The following is a 15,302-nucleotide window of genomic DNA, read 5'->3' on the forward strand; positions in this document are numbered from 1 at the left end:
ATGCAACAGCAATCTAATGGGCAAAACAAATTTTTGATTGATGCTGATATCGGAGATGATGATGTCACATTACCGAGTTTACCTGCGGTTAATGTGCCGATTGTAGAAACACCAAGCGCAACTGCTGAAATTTCTGCACCTGTAGCGACGGAAGCTCAGGAAGAAGAACCTGCTACAAAAGGTGGTTTCTTTAGCCGTATGAAAGAGGGTTTAACCAAAACCCGTAAAAATCTTGCCGATGGGATGGTCAATATCCTGATTGGTGGCAAAGAAATTGACGATGAATTATTAGAAGAAGTTGAAGAACAGCTTTTGGTTGCAGATATCGGTGTTGATGCAACTAAAACGATTATTGCCAATTTGACTGAACGTACTGCACGCGGTGACTTGATTTATTCTCACTCACTGTATAAAGCGCTTCAGGAAGAACTGGTGGCTCTGCTGGCTCCGCGTGTAAAACCGCTGCATATCGATCCGAATAAAAATCCATATGTAATTCTGGTGGTGGGTGTAAATGGTGTAGGTAAAACCACAACCATTGGTAAACTGGCAAAACGTCTGCAAGGCGAAGGTAAAAAAGTCATGCTGGCTGCGGGTGATACTTTCCGTGCTGCTGCAACTGAGCAGTTACAGATCTGGGGTGAACGCAACAATATCGCCGTCGTAGCCCAAGGTCATGGTGCTGACTCCGCTTCAGTCATTTTTGATGCTTTCGAAAGTGCGCGTGCCAAAGGTGTGGATGTTTTAATTGCGGATACTGCAGGCCGTCTACATAACAAAGGTCACCTGATGCAGGAATTGACCAAAGTTAAACGTGTGATGCAGAAGATTGATGCGACTGCGCCACATGAAGTGATGTTGGTGGTGGATGCCGGTACAGGACAGAATGCCATTAATCAAGTTGAAATGTTTGATGAAGCAGTGGGTTTAACGGGTTTAACCATTACCAAACTGGATGGTACTGCAAAAGGTGGTGTGCTGTTTAATATTGCCAGCCGTACCCATGTACCGATTCGCTTTATCGGTGTAGGTGAGAAAATTGATGACTTGCGTCCATTCTCGGCAAAATCATTCGTTGCGGCATTGTTTGAAACTGAAAAATAATTAATGCAACTTGCGTCACATAAACTCCGCTAAATGCGGAGTTTTTTGTTTTTAAGGAGTTTGAATGCTCTAAAAAGCAGCATGAAAAAAACAGCAAATCCTGCCTGCCTAAATAAACCCATTATATTGTATGGAATTTGCCTGGTGATTGAAGTTCAGGCTATATGTAGAGGGTAGAAAATGGCATTACTCAATAAAATTGGGCAGGTATTAACAACTGACCTGACTAAGGATTTTAAATTTCCTAAAAAGAGTAAAGTAGTTGAAAATTTAGAATTCACTTTTGTTGAGAAATTAAAAAAAGTGTCGTGGGATCTATCAGCTAGGTAAGCGTGTGCATTTCAGTCAAGCTTATCTGACCGAGCTGATTCAGGAAGCTGTGCATAGTTGTCCTTCAGCTTATAATTCACAAAGTGCACGCATTATCGTGCTATTTGCCGATTCACATCATCAATTCTGGAACATTGTGAAAGATGTTCAACGCCAGCATGTGCCGGCATTGGTCTACGAGGGGATTAGAATCAAGCTGGATCAATGTGCAAATGCCTATGGCACGATTTTATTCTATGAAGATCAGCGTACCATTCAGCAATTACAGAAGAAGGTTCCATTTAGTGCTGATGATTTTCCACTGTGGTCAGAGCAGACTTCCGGCATGGTGCAGTTTGCTGCGTGGACTGCGCTGGCAGATGCTGGTCTAGGTGCTTCGTTACAACATTATAATGTGCAGATCAATCACGCTGTAGCTGAGCATTTTAAGATTGATGAAAACTGGTTGCTACGTGCTCAGCTCTGTTTCGGTTCAATTGAAGAAGCAATAGAAGATAAAATTGAGTCTGTGAATCCAGACAGCTTCCAGGTATTTAGCTAAGACCGGCGATTTTTGAAATTAGCATGCGCTAAGGTGATTGATACAAAGGATCAACCTTAGTATCTCTGAGAATGTTCTATAAATAAAACACATTGTTATCGAAATAAGACTGTTTTGGGCAGTGAAAATGCTTAGGATGATCTTATTGGTTTTAAATAATCAGAATAGAACGAGGTGAGATCATGGCATTTCTAGATCATATTAAAAAGCGCCGTAGTATTTATGCTATTGGGAAAAATGTCAGCCTGGATCAGGCAGAAATTGAGCACATTATTAAAGAGGCGGTGAAACATAGTCCATCATCTTTTAACTCGCAATCTTCACGCGTGGTGATTTTGTTTGGTCAATCACATGATACTTTTTGGCATATTGTGCGTGAAACTTTACGCGACCTAGTGTCAGCAGATGCTTTTGAGGCTACCAATAGCAAAATAGATGGTTTTGCGGCAGGTTATGGAACTGCACTGTTTTATGAAGACCAGAATGTCATTAAAGGAATGCAAGAAAAATTTGCGCTGTATGCAGATAATTTCCCGATCTGGTCAGAGCATGCTAGCGGTATTGCGCAGTTTGCAACCTGGACAGCTTTGGCTGAACATAATATTGGCGCATCACTACAGCACTACAATCCGATCATCGATGAAGAAGTAGCGCAAACTTTTAGTATTCCATCAAACTGGAAGCTTCGTGCTCAATTGGTATTTGGTTCAATCGAAGCGCCTCCAGGTGAAAAAACCTTTATGGATGATGCAGAACGATTTAAGACCTTCGCATAATCGATTTAGAGATGAGAAAGAAGTACTGTTAAGTACTTCTTTTTTATGTGTGATATAGCAGAAATCAGAAGATAGATAGTCTGATAAATGCTGAGTAAAGTGCTGTAGAGGCAAAGCATTTGTCATAGAATTGTCATTTGTACACGGCATAGTGCAATGAAAATTTTATATATTAACCAGAATGAGTGAGAGACATGGATTTACGTATCACAGCAGCTGTAGTTGCATTATTGGGCAGCACATCAGTTTTTTCAGCCGTGACATTAACTGTACCTGAAGAAATCAAGATAATCGCAGTGAATGATCAGGAAGTACGTTCAGGTCTATTACGCTCAGATCAAACTTATAAACTGGATGCTGGTACGAATGCGATTAGTGTTCGTTATACTGAATTTTTCCAGCACAATGACAATTCTCATGACATTTTAAAATCTGGCGTAGTAACTGTAAAAACTCCAGAACTTAAAGATGGTGAAGCTTATAAATTGGCTTTAATTAACGCGCCTAAAAATTTTGATGAAGCGAAAAAATATAAAGATCAGCCAATTATTGGTTTATATGATGCAAAAAATCAGCTTTTGGTTCAGCAGGCGGGAGCAAAAGATGCAGCGAAACCATTACTAGGGCAAAGCGTTTTAGGAAAATCTGTGGATTTGACAACGAATAAAGTGGTAACTCCAACAAATCAGCCAGCAGCGGTCTACACTCAAACTGCAAGCACACCGAATGTGGCTACTGCAAACGTTCGGGAAAATGTATCAGTTGGTCAGCTTGATCAGCAATTAATTCAGTTGTGGAAACAGGCATCTAAAGCTGAACGACAAAAATTTATGAATTGGCTTGGCGAGCAGGCAAATTAAAATTTATTGTTCAATATTAAAAGGGATCGTATGCAACGATCCCTTTTAATAAAAACTAAACCAGTAGAAATTCACATTTGCTTAAACTTTCGGGCCAAAAATGACTGGAAAAAAGCATTAAAACTGCTAAAAATAGCAATTCAGATTAAAAAATAAACGTACAGTGCGCTTTTTTGAATATTTTTAAGAAAAGCTCTTGCACTGGTTCGGAAACTGTATAGAATACGCAGCACACCAACGCAATGCATGAAACGAAACGTTAAGTGGTTGGGTTGGAGCTTAAAACTGACGAGGTTTTAAGTAAGATCATTAAGAGATTATGAAGAACAACTTGTGTGGATTTTTACTGGTTGATTGATCGAAATTATTTTCATTGATTGAATGGTAGAAATTACTCGAAGTTTATTTGAGAAATATTTGTCAGAAAATTGATGAGCCAAGTTTAAGAGTTTTACTTATAAAACTCGAAATGATTTTAACTGAAGAGTTTGATCATGGCTCAGATTGAACGCTGGCGGCAGGCTTAACACATGCAAGTCGAGCGGGGATAGGGTGCTTGCACCTGATTCCTAGCGGCGGACGGGTGAGTAATGCTTAGGAATCTGCCTATTAGTGGGGGACAACGTTCCGAAAGGGACGCTAATACCGCATACGTCCTACGGGAGAAAGCAGGGGATCTTCGGACCTTGCGCTAATAGATGAGCCTAAGTCGGATTAGCTAGTTGGTGGGGTAAAGGCCTACCAAGGCGACGATCTGTAGCGGGTCTGAGAGGATGATCCGCCACACTGGGACTGAGACACGGCCCAGACTCCTACGGGAGGCAGCAGTGGGGAATATTGGACAATGGGGGCAACCCTGATCCAGCCATGCCGCGTGTGTGAAGAAGGCCTTTTGGTTGTAAAGCACTTTAAGCGAGGAGGAGGCTTACCTGGTTAATACCTGGGATAAGTGGACGTTACTCGCAGAATAAGCACCGGCTAACTCTGTGCCAGCAGCCGCGGTAATACAGAGGGTGCAAGCGTTAATCGGATTTACTGGGCGTAAAGCGCGCGTAGGTGGCTAATTAAGTCAAATGTGAAATCCCCGAGCTTAACTTGGGAATTGCATTCGATACTGGTTAGCTAGAGTATGGGAGAGGATGGTAGAATTCCAGGTGTAGCGGTGAAATGCGTAGAGATCTGGAGGAATACCGATGGCGAAGGCAGCCATCTGGCCTAATACTGACACTGAGGTGCGAAAGCATGGGGAGCAAACAGGATTAGATACCCTGGTAGTCCATGCCGTAAACGATGTCTACTAGCCGTTGGGGCCCTTGAGGCTTTAGTGGCGCAGCTAACGCGATAAGTAGACCGCCTGGGGAGTACGGTCGCAAGACTAAAACTCAAATGAATTGACGGGGGCCCGCACAAGCGGTGGAGCATGTGGTTTAATTCGATGCAACGCGAAGAACCTTACCTGGCCTTGACATACAGAGAACTTTCCAGAGATGGATTGGTGCCTTCGGGAACTCTGATACAGGTGCTGCATGGCTGTCGTCAGCTCGTGTCGTGAGATGTTGGGTTAAGTCCCGCAACGAGCGCAACCCTTTTCCTTATTTGCCAGCACTTCGGGTGGGAACTTTAAGGATACTGCCAGTGACAAACTGGAGGAAGGCGGGGACGACGTCAAGTCATCATGGCCCTTACGGCCAGGGCTACACACGTGCTACAATGGTCGGTACAAAGGGTTGCTACTGCGCGAGCAGATGCTAATCTCAAAAAGCCGATCGTAGTCCGGATCGCAGTCTGCAACTCGACTGCGTGAAGTCGGAATCGCTAGTAATCGCGGATCAGAATGCCGCGGTGAATACGTTCCCGGGCCTTGTACACACCGCCCGTCACACCATGGGAGTTTGTTGCACCAGAAGTAGGTAGTCTAACCTTAGGGAGGACGCTTACCACGGTGTGGCCGATGACTGGGGTGAAGTCGTAACAAGGTAGCCGTAGGGGAACCTGCGGCTGGATCACCTCCTTAACGAAAGATTGACGATTGGTAAGAATCCACAACAAGTTGTTCTTCATGACGATGTATCTGAGGGTCTGTAGCTCAGTTGGTTAGAGCACACGCTTGATAAGCGTGGGGTCACAAGTTCAAGTCTTGTCAGACCCACCATCTGCCAGAAAACAGAAAATCAGAACATTGACTTATTGATAAGCTGGGGACTTAGCTTAGTTGGTAGAGCGCCTGCTTTGCACGCAGGAGGTCAGGAGTTCGACTCTCCTAGTCTCCACCAGAATACTTTTTAAAGCACTGCTTTTAAAAAGTATGCAAGACAAGATCACGAAGTGATCGCGTAGTTGTCTTGGAGGTTAAGCCTTAGTCAAACGGTTTGATAGCTTATAGAGCTTAGTAAGAAAGCGGCGTATAATGCGCGGCATTGTTATTAACCTCTGTGATTTATCACAGTAATGCAGTCCGACGAGGATGCATTAAATCATTAACAGAATATATTTGAGTTGAAATAATTTGTTCATACTCATACAAGAGCGGAAACGACACGACTTCGGTTGTGAAGTTGAAGTGATTGAATGAGAACTAGCGAAATTAACTGAATCAAGCGTTTTGGTATATGAATCTAATTGAAGCTGTACAGTGATTAAGTTCACGAGACTCTAACTGTGTAATTAACTGAGTGATCGGTTGATTATGTTGTTTATCCTACTTGTAGGGATGAACGACTGTTTGGGGTTGTATAGTCAAGTAATTAAGTGCATGTGGTGGATGCCTTGGCAGTCAGAGGCGAAGAAAGACGTGATAGCCTGCGAAAAGCTCCGGGGAGGCGGCAAATATCCTGTGATCCGGAGATGTCTGAATGGGGAAACCCACCGGCTATAAGGTCGGTATCATAAACTGAATACATAGGTTTATGAGGCGAACGCGGAGAAGTGAAACATCTCAGTATCCGTAGGAAAAGAAATCAATTGAGATTCCCTCAGTAGCGGCGAGCGAAAGGGGAACAGCCCATTAAGTCATATCAGTTTTAGTGGAATGCTCTGGGAAGTGCAACCATAGTGGGTGATAGTCCTGTACACGAAAGGGCTGATATGATGATGTCGAGTAGGGCGAGGCACGTGAAACCTTGTCTGAATATAGGGGGACCATCCTCTAAGGCTAAATACTCCTGACTGACCGATAGTGAACCAGTACCGTGAGGGAAAGGCGAAAAGAACCCCTGTGAGGGGAGTGAAATAGATCCTGAAACCGCATGCATACAAGCAGTGGGAGCCACTTTGTGTGGTGACTGCGTACCTTTTGTATAATGGGTCAGCGACTTATATTCAGTAGCGAGGTTAACCGAATAGGGGAGCCGTAGAGAAATCGAGTCTTAATAGGGCGTTTAGTTGCTGGGTATAGACCCGAAACCGGGTGATCTATCCATGAGCAGGTTGAAGGTTGGGTAACACTAACTGGAGGACCGAACCCACTGTCGTTGAAAAGCCAGGGGATGACTTGTGGATAGGGGTGAAAGGCTAATCAAACTCGGTGATAGCTGGTTCTCCCCGAAAGCTATTTAGGTAGCGCCTCGGACGAATACCATTGGGGGTAGAGCACTGTTTCGGCTAGGGGGTCATCCCGACTTACCAAACCGATGCAAACTCCGAATACCAATGAGTACTATCCGGGAGACAGACTGCGGGTGCTAACGTCCGTAGTCAAGAGGAAAACAATCCAGACCGCCAGCTAAGGTCCCTAAATCATAGTTAAGTGGGAAACGATGTGGGAAGGCATAGACAGCTAGGAGGTTGGCTTAGAAGCAGCCACCCTTTAAAGAAAGCGTAATAGCTCACTAGTCGAGTCGGCCTGCGCGGAAGATGTAACGGGGCTAAAACTATGTACCGAAGCTGCGGATTTGCAATTTATTGCAAGTGGTAGGGGAGCGTTCTGTAAGCCGATGAAGGTGTGTTGAGAAGCATGCTGGAGGTATCAGAAGTGCGAATGCTGACGTGAGTAACGACAAAACGGGTGAAAAACCCGTTCGCTGAAAGACCAAGGGTTCCAGTCCAACGTTAATCGGGGCTGGGTGAGTCGACCCCTAAGGCGAGGCCGAGAGGCGTAGTCGATGGGAAATTGGTTAATATTCCAATACTTCAGTGTAATGCGATGAGAGGACGGAGAAGGTTAAGTCAGCCTGGCGTTGGTTGTCCAGGTGGAAGACAGTAGGCATGCATCTTAGGCAAATCCGGGGTGCTCTATGCTGAGAGTTGATAGCAAGCCAGTTTACTGGTGAAGTGGCTGATACCATACTTCCAGGAAAAGTCTCTAAGCTTCAGTTACACTGGAATCGTACCCGAAACCGACACAGGTGGTCAGGTCGAGTAGACCAAAGCGCTTGAGAGAACTCTGCTGAAGGAACTAGGCAAAATGGTACCGTAACTTCGGGAGAAGGTACGCTGCCGGCGGTGATAGGACTTGCTCCTTGAGCTGTTGGCAGCCTCAGAAACCAGGCCGCTGCAACTGTTTATTAAAAACATAGCACTCTGCAAACACGAAAGTGGACGTATAGGGTGTGATGCCTGCCCGGTGCTGGAAGGTTAATTGATGTGGTTAGCGCAAGCGAAGCTATTGATCGAAGCCCCAGTAAACGGCGGCCGTAACTATAACGGTCCTAAGGTAGCGAAATTCCTTGTCGGGTAAGTTCCGACCTGCACGAATGGCATAATGATGGCGGCGCTGTCTCCAGCAGAGGCTCAGTGAAATCGAATTCGCCGTGAAGATGCGGTGTACCCGCGGCTAGACGGAAAGACCCCGTGAACCTTTACTGCAGCTTGACATTGAACTTTGATCTTACTTGTGTAGGATAGGTGGGAGGCTTTGAAGTGGCGACGCTAGTTGCCATGGAGCCGTCCTTGAAATACCACCCTGGTAATATTGAGGTTCTAACTCTGCTCCCTGATCGGGAGCGAGGACCATGTCTGGTGGGTAGTTTGACTGGGGCGGTCTCCTCCTAAAGAGTAACGGAGGAGTACGAAGGTGCGCTCAGCGTGGTCGGAAATCACGCGTAGAGTATAAAGGCAAAAGCGCGCTTAACTGCGAGACCCACAAGTCGAGCAGGTACGAAAGTAGGTCTTAGTGATCCGGTGGTTCTGTATGGAAGGGCCATCGCTCAACGGATAAAAGGTACTCTGGGGATAACAGGCTGATACCGCCCAAGAGTTCATATCGACGGCGGTGTTTGGCACCTCGATGTCGGCTCATCTCATCCTGGGGCTGAAGCAGGTCCCAAGGGTATGGCTGTTCGCCATTTAAAGAGGTACGCGAGCTGGGTTTAGAACGTCGTGAGACAGTTCGGTCCCTATCTACCGTGGGCGCTGGAAATTTGAGAGGATCTGCTCCTAGTACGAGAGGACCAGAGTGGACGAACCTCTGGTGTACCGGTTGTGACGCCAGTCGCATCGCCGGGTAGCTATGTTCGGAAGGGATAACCGCTGAAAGCATCTAAGCGGGAAGCCTACCTCAAGATAAGATTTCCCCGAGACTTTATGTCTCCTAAAGAGCCGTTGAAGACTACGACGTTGATAGGTTGGATGTGGAAGTGCAGTGATGCATGAAGCTGACCAATACTAATTGCTCGTGAGGCTTGACTATACAACACCCAAGCAGTTGTATATAAAGCATCAATTGATTTCATATTGATCTAACGATCAGACGAAGCCTTGATTTGGTTAAGCTAATCGAACAAACTACTGCAACTCAGATACATCTGTTAATGAACTCTATTTGAAGAAAGCTAGGCAAACGAAGCGTAAGCAACGTAGATAAGACCATAGCGAGTAAGCATACCAGTTGTGCTGGCGACCATAGCAAGAGTGAACCACCTGATCCCTTCCCGAACTCAGAAGTGAAACCTCTTAGCGCTGATGGTAGTGTGGGGTATCCCATGTGAGAGTAAGTCATCGCCAGCTCATTTTTCCTAAAAAGCCCTCTGCAGAAGCAGGGGGCTTTTTTTATGCGTGGGATTTAATAAAATAAGATAAAAAGACTTAAATAAATTTAAGCCTTAGATACTAAAATTATAAAACTTACATGGATTTTTTAAGTTGCTTCTGGTGTGTTAAAACTTCTTTAGCATATTTTTTGCCTTGTTTACGCATTTTCCGATCTTTCTCATAGGCAGTAGGGCCTACATTATAATAACCCAGCGCTTTTTCTAGGCTGCCACTAGATTCCTGATAACGTGAAAGAATATAACTCCCACATCCAATATTGACTGCTTCATTAAATAAATCAGGTCCGCATGTAGATTGCCAATAACGCGGAACAATTTGCATAAGACCCACAGCACCTGCAGGTGAAGCGACTTGACTGCGATAGGTAGATTCCTGTCGAATCACGGCTGCAACCAGCAAAGGATCTAGACTATGTCTTTCGGCATTCTGAATAATTAAAGGTGAAACGCGAGTAGCAGTTGTCGCAGGCACAGCATATGCAGTCTGAATTCCTTGAGACAGTTTAGCAGAGCGTTTTTCTAAGGAGTTACCTCCTAGTGAGGAGCAAGCACTTATTAATATTGTACTTAAGCCAAGCATCCCAATTTTTAAAGTAGTAGGATTTAAGACCTTTAATAATGAATAGTTTTTGCTAGAAAATTTGCCCAACAACTTTCAGCTTCCCTGTATTTTTAAAATTAGATTGATCTTAGGAAGATGTATGAAAATCGTCAAGAAATTAGATGATTTGTTTACAAAGACAACTTAGATTTTGTTGAATAATGAATTTTTTATGAAGAATTGCTTAAAGAAAAGCCAGTTAGCAGCCGAATTTGTATCTCTGGCTCTTCTTTAAAGTGTATATATTTGGATGCACAAGATAGCTTAGTCTAAAGTTTTTAGCATCCAGATTTCACAAGCTGCACTATGACCCGTATTGCCTTCGGGATGATCGAGATGTTCAAAACCTAATTTTTCGTAAAGCTTCACAGCCTGCCAAAGACTTGCAGTAGTTTCAAGATAGATTCGTTTAAAGTTCTGCTCACGAGCAAAGTCAAAAGCCAGATTTAAAATCTGTTTTGCAAATCCATAACGACGAATAATAGGTAAGAAATACATTTTCTGTATTTCTAGAATACTCTGATCACCCTCTAATGGCACAATACCTCCACCGCCAAAGACTTGATCCTGTTCATCAACAATAACCCAATAAGCGGCATTTGGCTGTTGATATACTTCATACAGGTTATCCAGAATTGAATCACCGACAGCAAAGCCCGACTCTGCTGCAAGCCCGAATTCTACGGAAACTTCACGAATAATCTTGGCAATTTGAGTATTATCTTGAGGTTGTATAGGACGAATAGAATACATAGGTCATGACATGAAAAAGGATGGAAATTTTATAGTCCGAAAACTATAAAAAATCCATCCTTTTTGATGATTCGTTCTTTAATAAAGCGGTATTTCCAGTTTTTGATTATTTTAATTCACTTGAAGATTTACCTAATTCACGTCGAGCAATAATCAGTTGCTGAATCTGTTGAGTTCCTTCAAAAATATCCAGAATCTTGGAGTCCCGCGCCCATTTTTCTAAAAGTTCTGCCTCGTTATAGCCTACAGATGCTGCTAATTCGACACACTTCAAAGTGATTTCATTCGCGATACGACCTGCCTTGGCTTTAGCAATAGAAGCTTCACGAGAATTAGGCTTGCGGTTATCCGCCATCCACGCAGCTTTCAACATTAATAAACGGGCAGATTCCCATTCGGCTTCCATGCGGTAAATTTGCGCTGCAATATTCGATGTTTGTAAAAAAGGCGTATTGTACTCAGGATCTAGCTGATCCTTAAAAATCTCCTTAATTCTTTCTAAGGAAGCTTTAGAGCATCCAATTGCCATCGCTGCAACGAGTGGACGGGTATTATCAAAAGTTTCCATGACCCCAGCAAAACCTTTGGCCACATCAATTTCAGCATGTCCAAGCAAATTAGCAGCAGGTATACGACAATCAATAAAACTAATCGTAGCCGTATCCGAGGCTTTAATGCCCAGCTTATGTTCCAGACGCTCGATTTTCATGCCAGGCGTACCTTTGGGTACGACAAAGGACTTGATCGCAGCACGGCCAAGTTTTTTATCTAAAGTCGCCCAGACTACAACCGCATCTGCACGTTCGCCAGAGGTGACAAAGATTTTTTCACCATTGAGGATATAGTCATCACCCTCTTTAATGGCAGTAGTACGAATGGCAGCTGAATCGGAACCACAGCCTGGTTCAGTGATTGCCATCGCTGCCCAGATGCCATGAAAGCGTTGTAACTGTTCATCATTAGCAACAGCAGCAATGGCTGAATTTCCTAAACCTTGACGCGGCATGGATAAAAGTAGTCCGGTATCGCCATAACACATTTCGACAATACTAAGTGCAGTGGACATATTTACGCCATTTTTATTGCTTTCATCGTTATCACCGCGTTTATTGACCGCAGCTCCCGCATTCATGCCTTCGCTGCCTTGGTTCATGCCGTCGACGACAGAAGCGAGCATATTTAACTCTTTCGGATAAGCATGTTCAGCTTTGTCATATTTGCGTGAAATAGGGCGGAGTACATTTAGAGCAACTTCATGTGCCTGATCAATCAGCAATTTGAATTTTTTAGGATTTTGTAAGTTCATTTATTATTTCCTTATTCTTTGCTCAGGCATGAAGGCCAGAATGTACGATTGCTGTTGCTCTTAAGTCCCGATACCAGCGTTCTACCGGATGTTCCTTGGTGAAACCATGTCCGCCGAGGATCTGCACGCCATCTGTGCCAATTTTCATGGATTTTTCTGCACAGAGCAGACGGGCTATATAAGCTTCACGATGAAAGTCTTTCCCGGATTCTGCCAGACCGGCGGCATTCAGGATCAGCATTTGCATGGCATCAATTTCAATCGCCATATCTGCAATCATAAAAGCTACACTTTGCCGATGAGAAATCGGTTCGCCAAAGGCTGTCCGTTCATTGGCATATTGCACACAGTATTTTTTAACTGCTTCACAGGTACCGACCGCCATGGCACACCACATTAAATTGCCCAGATCAAGAAAAGCGGTGTAATCAAAATCGTCATCTCCCAAGCGTTGTGCCGGTGTGTTATTAAATTTGAGGTTCATGGTTTCAGTGGCTTTCAAGCCCATAGCCGGAGATTTTTGCGCAGTGATGGTATTATTGCGTTGCACAATAAATACTTCGGTTTTGCCATTTAGATCTGCACTGACCAGATAGATATCAGCACTTTCTCCGAGCATCACCAAGGTTTTTTCACCATTAATTAAATAGTGATCTTCATTCGACGTTGCTTGAGTTTTTAACTGATAAGGATTAAAGGCAGCTGTTGCTTCCTGTACTGCGAAGGTAGCTTTAAGATGCGGATCATCGGCAAATGCAGTCAAATACTCAGTCTGAACCTGTTCTGAACCCCAACGGGTAATCGCATTAATCACACTAAAGGTAGAAAGCAGACCAGCGGTCAAACTGAAATCACCTTGAGCCAACTGTTGAGCCATCAGGACATTGCTGACGATATTCTGTTCTGCAGCTACACCACCTAAAGCTTCAGGCAGCGCATAAAAATTAAGACCCAGATCAGTTGAATATTGCCAGAGTTCCTCTGGGAAGATTTCATGATGATCTGCATCATGTGCCAAAGGATAAAGGACTTCGCTGGCAAACTGTTGCATCGCCTCGCAGGTCATTTGCTGTTCTTCAGTCAGATTCAGATCAAACAGGGATTTGGACTGATGTGGTAAACGTTGTTTTTGAATTTTCTGACCAGATTTCAGGATTTTCTGAGTTTGGCTGAGTGTTTTAAAACCTGCTTTAGAGCTTTGATAAAGAGATTTTTCTAAAAATTTACGCAGCTTTAATTGGTCGAGTAAATCACTTCCAGCCACTTTGGTCAGGATGGACAAGCCAAATCCTTGTGCTTTGTTCACCATATTGTTCATTCTAATTATCCTACGGGGTGTTATCTTATTTGTCTGATGTTGACATGCAGTTCTAGAAAAAACCATGTCATCAATGACATGAATCATTGTCAATTTATAATTAAAATAAAGAGGGGATTTAAAAATTTAAAATATTGAAAATAAATAGAAAAATAAAATAAGAAAAATTTGGTTTTTATCAAAAATTGACCCGAATGACAAAATCATCCGGGTCTTATATAAGGCTAATAATAACTTAGTCGATTAGAGATGACGTTTAATCATTGCGCGTACATTAGTTTTCGCATCAATTACCGTCATGAAGGTATAAGCGCCGATGAACTTACGGCTGATAAACATAAATTCTTTAGGCGGTACACTGAAATAACGTGAAGCCATGGATTTAGAAGCCTGCTGCATCACACGGCTATGAAGCTGACTTTTTTTCCAGTTATAGCGGTCATGTTCATCCATCACGCCTGGCGGCAAGTCTTTATTGTTCATTGGCGAGCTGAAGGCTTCTGTGGCTAGCAGAAAGACTTTCGCCATATCCGGTTTGATGCTAGGCGGAATAGAATCAAAGAATTCATAACCGGTCATGGCTTTCACCATCATGTCTGAATCATGATGATAACCGGCCTGGATCAGATTACGTGCAACGTTTAATAGATGCTGGTCAAACTGACGGATTGCACCGAAGTCAAGAAGTACAATCTTGTCCTGAATATTTTCGCTATCACCTAAACGTACCAGATAATTGCCGAAATTTGGGTCAGTCTGCATCTCGCCCCATTCAAAAATCTCACGTACAGCGATTTCCAGGGAAGCTTCACCCAGTTTATTACGACGTTCCTGTGGTAGAGACAGCATCACTGGACTATTGATGGGTACACCACGTTCAAAGGTCATACACAGAACACGGTCAGTACAATAGTTATCGATGATGGTCGGTACGATATAACGCGGGTCATTTTGTAGACGTTTACAGAAGCGGCGAGTGGTATCTGCTTCGATTTTATAATTGACCTCACGATGCATCATCTCGCGAACTTCATCAAACCATTGATCAAATTCACGGGTTTGCGGCACCATACGGGTCAATTTGAGCATGTTCTTAAACAGGCTCATATCAGAATCAATAGCCTCAGCTACACCCGGGTACTGGATTTTAAGCACCAGCTCCATACCGTCTGACTTACGCACCGCACGATGCACCTGAGCCAAAGAGGCAGTACCTAAGGGCTCATGATCAACTGTCAGATCATCTAGCTTGGAACCTAATTGCTGCTGTAATTGGGCTTTGATCGCCGGCCAAGCCAAAGCGACTGTTTTATTATTTAATGTATTTAAGGCTTGAGTGACTTCTTCTGGCAGAAAATGCTCGCCATACAAGGCCATCATCTGACCAATTTTGACAATTGAACCCTTAAGCTTGCCAATTTCTGCAACCAGATAATCGGCCTGCTCTTTCATGGCTTTTTTGCGTCTTCTTTCTTTTTCTTCTTCGCTCGAAAACATAGAACCCGCACTGGATGCTGCCCAGCGCGTACCTGCCAGCAAAGATGCCTTTGCGATCGATAAGCGTCGATCCATTGAGGAAGTTTTCAATTGTTTAAGCTTATCGTTCTGATCTGACATGTAAACTCAATCCTTTTATCAGCATAAAGCGGAATAAATCATTGTAGTGGATATTACCGTGTCTGCACGTATTAAAAAAGTTTAAGCCGCTGAATTCACGGTGAAAATC

8 protein-coding genes, 2 tRNA genes, 3 rRNA genes and 1 pseudogene are annotated in these 15,302 nt (G+C 43.7%); 9 read left to right on the forward strand and 5 right to left on the reverse strand.

The features are described 5' to 3' along the window. From ftsY to rrf, 9 genes and pseudogenes are all read left to right on the forward strand, one after another. Window positions 1-1,104, forward strand: a complete 1,104-nt coding sequence (gene ftsY / locus AC4MCC_RS06770; protein ID WP_419364756.1) for a signal recognition particle-docking protein FtsY — start codon at window positions 1-3, stop codon at window positions 1,102-1,104. A gap of 180 nt (window positions 1,105-1,284) precedes the next feature. Further along, window positions 1,285-1,975: pseudogene (locus tag AC4MCC_RS06775) on the forward strand (nitroreductase family protein). A 182-nt stretch (window positions 1,976-2,157) separates the two neighbouring features. After that, complete coding sequence (locus AC4MCC_RS06780) at window positions 2,158-2,751, forward strand: nitroreductase family protein (protein ID WP_004783692.1); 594 nt, start codon at window positions 2,158-2,160, stop codon at window positions 2,749-2,751. 194 nt (window positions 2,752-2,945) lie between these two features. Beyond that, window positions 2,946-3,611, forward strand: coding sequence for a DUF2057 domain-containing protein (locus tag AC4MCC_RS06785; RefSeq protein WP_419364753.1), 666 nt, complete (start codon window positions 2,946-2,948; stop codon window positions 3,609-3,611). 476 nt (window positions 3,612-4,087) lie between these two features. After that, a 16S ribosomal RNA gene (locus AC4MCC_RS06790) occupies window positions 4,088-5,625 on the forward strand. A gap of 61 nt (window positions 5,626-5,686) precedes the next feature. Next, window positions 5,687-5,763: transfer RNA gene (locus tag AC4MCC_RS06795), tRNA-Ile, on the forward strand. Between the two features lie 45 nt (window positions 5,764-5,808). Further along, window positions 5,809-5,884 (forward strand) — tRNA-Ala (locus AC4MCC_RS06800). Between the two features lie 461 nt (window positions 5,885-6,345). Further along, window positions 6,346-9,237 (forward strand): 23S ribosomal RNA (locus AC4MCC_RS06805). A gap of 202 nt (window positions 9,238-9,439) precedes the next feature. Then, a 5S ribosomal RNA gene (gene rrf / locus AC4MCC_RS06810) occupies window positions 9,440-9,554 on the forward strand. The 16S, 23S and 5S rRNA genes sit together here with 2 tRNA genes alongside, the layout of an rRNA operon. Before the next feature lie 117 nt (window positions 9,555-9,671). On the opposite strand, the gene AC4MCC_RS06815 is transcribed toward rrf, so the two are convergent. The 5 genes from AC4MCC_RS06815 to AC4MCC_RS06835 form a co-directional block, all read right to left on the reverse strand. Next, on the reverse strand, window positions 9,672-10,178 hold the full coding sequence (locus AC4MCC_RS06815; RefSeq protein WP_257224643.1) for a lytic transglycosylase domain-containing protein: 507 nt from the start codon (window positions 10,176-10,178) through the stop codon (window positions 9,672-9,674). A gap of 285 nt (window positions 10,179-10,463) precedes the next feature. After that, on the reverse strand, window positions 10,464-10,952 hold the full coding sequence (locus AC4MCC_RS06820; RefSeq protein WP_491880102.1) for a GNAT family N-acetyltransferase: 489 nt from the start codon (window positions 10,950-10,952) through the stop codon (window positions 10,464-10,466). 106 nt (window positions 10,953-11,058) lie between these two features. Next, the gene (locus tag AC4MCC_RS06825) at window positions 11,059-12,258 is read right to left on the reverse strand and encodes an acyl-CoA dehydrogenase family protein (protein ID WP_491880101.1); all 1,200 of its coding nucleotides are present in this window, start codon (window positions 12,256-12,258) and stop codon (window positions 11,059-11,061) included. A 22-nt stretch (window positions 12,259-12,280) separates the two neighbouring features. Further along, on the reverse strand, window positions 12,281-13,567 hold the full coding sequence (locus AC4MCC_RS06830) for an acyl-CoA dehydrogenase family protein (protein WP_491880952.1): 1,287 nt from the start codon (window positions 13,565-13,567) through the stop codon (window positions 12,281-12,283). 252 nt (window positions 13,568-13,819) lie between these two features. After that, window positions 13,820-15,193 carry an ABC1 kinase family protein gene (locus AC4MCC_RS06835; RefSeq protein ID WP_491885794.1) on the reverse strand — a complete coding sequence of 458 codons (1,374 nt, stop codon included), beginning with the start codon at window positions 15,191-15,193 and terminating at the stop codon, window positions 13,820-13,822. Window positions 15,194-15,302 lie beyond the last annotated feature (109 nt).

The sequence above is a fragment of the Acinetobacter sp. CAU_H_56 genome, from assembly GCF_058599425.1.

Excerpts from the sequence above, each read along its gene's own strand:
- AC4MCC_RS06785 (WP_419364753.1), top strand. The coding sequence starts at position 2,946 with ATGGATTTACGTATCACAGCAGCTGTAGTTGCATTATTGGGCAGCACA.
- AC4MCC_RS06815 (WP_257224643.1), bottom strand. The coding sequence starts at position 10,178 with ATGCTTGGCTTAAGTACAATATTAATAAGTGCTTGCTCCTCACTAGGA.
- AC4MCC_RS06835 (WP_491885794.1), bottom strand. The coding sequence starts at position 15,193 with ATGTCAGATCAGAACGATAAGCTTAAACAATTGAAAACTTCCTCAATG.
- AC4MCC_RS06780 (WP_004783692.1), top strand. The coding sequence starts at position 2,158 with ATGGCATTTCTAGATCATATTAAAAAGCGCCGTAGTATTTATGCTATT.
- AC4MCC_RS06830 (WP_491880952.1), bottom strand. The coding sequence starts at position 13,567 with ATGGTGAACAAAGCACAAGGATTTGGCTTGTCCATCCTGACCAAAGTG.
- ftsY (WP_419364756.1), top strand. The coding sequence starts at position 1 with ATGCAACAGCAATCTAATGGGCAAAACAAATTTTTGATTGATGCTGAT.
- AC4MCC_RS06825 (WP_491880101.1), bottom strand. The coding sequence starts at position 12,258 with ATGAACTTACAAAATCCTAAAAAATTCAAATTGCTGATTGATCAGGCA.
- AC4MCC_RS06820 (WP_491880102.1), bottom strand. The coding sequence starts at position 10,952 with ATGTATTCTATTCGTCCTATACAACCTCAAGATAATACTCAAATTGCC.